This is a genomic window from Polynucleobacter nymphae, assembly GCF_018882155.1.
In the GTDB taxonomy this organism is placed as follows: Bacteria; Pseudomonadota; Gammaproteobacteria; order Burkholderiales; family Burkholderiaceae; genus Polynucleobacter; species Polynucleobacter nymphae.
On record NZ_JACVPA010000008.1, the window covers coordinates 1 to 1,347 of the forward strand.

Consider the following 1,347-nt stretch of genomic DNA (forward strand, 5'->3'; position numbering starts at 1 on the left):
TCTAGTGGTAACAACATTAGCTTTAGTGCAGCAGTCAATGGCGCGAAGACATTAACAATTACAGCTGGTACAGGTTCGATTACGTTCTCGAGTACGGTTGGCAATAGTGCGGCCTTGACGAGCTTAGACGTGAGCTCTAGTAATGCAACTGGCATTTCTCTCAATGACACAGTGAAGACAGTGAGTACTCAAATCTACCGCGGTATTGTCACAGTCAACAGTGCGTTATCAATCCTAACGACTAATTCAGATGTTACATTCCAAAGTGATATTAATTTAGGTGGTTCGCTCACCATCAATGTGGGCTTAGGCAATATTTACTTGGTTGGAAATGTCGCCGGTAATTCTGGGGTGGTGTTATCCGAATCTGCTTATGAGGCAGCGGTTATCTCGAGCTCACCATTATTGTATTTACCGTTGACGGATGCAGTAAATTCCACAAGCGCCTCGAATCTGGGTAGTCTTGGAGGAACGGCAACCTACACAACACAAAGTATTTCTGGTGGGCCAGGGCGCACTACGGGTATGTTTGACGGTACAACTGCACTGTATGTCCCTGGATCTAGCTATGTTACTTACCCAACCAATACTTCACTTAACCCAGGCTCGTCAGCTTTCACGGTAGTTGCTTGGATTAAAAATAATTCTGGTGGTAACGGCATCATTTGGAATAAAGAGAATCAGTATGAAATCGCCGTTCAGAATAATCGCATAGAGTGGGCTTTAGCTAACGGAAGTCCAGGATGGCAGTGGATTAATGCGAACTCGTATACACCAACAACTGGTGCGTGGACGCAAATCGTCTTTACATCGACTGGTAGTTCAGTGAACGTCTATGCTAATGGTGCAGCTATCCAAAGTAGTTATGCTGTCAGTGGAGCAATCGCAGGAGAAACTGGCTATGGATTTATGATTGGCCAAAGAGGCGGCATGAGCCAAACCTTTAATGGCGGCATTGCAAACGTAGCCTATTACAACAGTGCATTAAGTGCTGCAACCATCCTATCTCAGTACCAAGCTGGCACTACCGGTGCTAGTGCTGCAGTCAATCTCAGTATGACTGGGGCAAACATTAATACCACTGGAAGTTCAATTAACACTTCGGGAACGCAGACTTATGCTGGCGCTCTCACAATGGCAACAGGCTTAACGGTCACGACTAGCAATAATAAGGTTGATTTCAACTCCACTGTAAATAGTGCGGCTAATGTCGTACGGGCATTAACCGTCTCCTCAGGCTCGGGCAATGTCACCTTTACTGGCATCGTCGGTGGTGCATCGGGTGGTGCTCTAGGTGCTTTAACTGTGAACTCTACTGGTGCTACTACCTTTAGCGCTGCAGTCACC

1 protein-coding gene is annotated in these 1,347 nt (G+C 46.3%); it reads left to right on the forward strand.

Annotation, left to right across the window (positions count from 1 at the left end):
• On the forward strand, nucleotides 1-1,347 hold a 1,347-nt coding region (locus ICN29_RS10585; protein ID WP_216133000.1), incomplete at both ends, for a LamG domain-containing protein.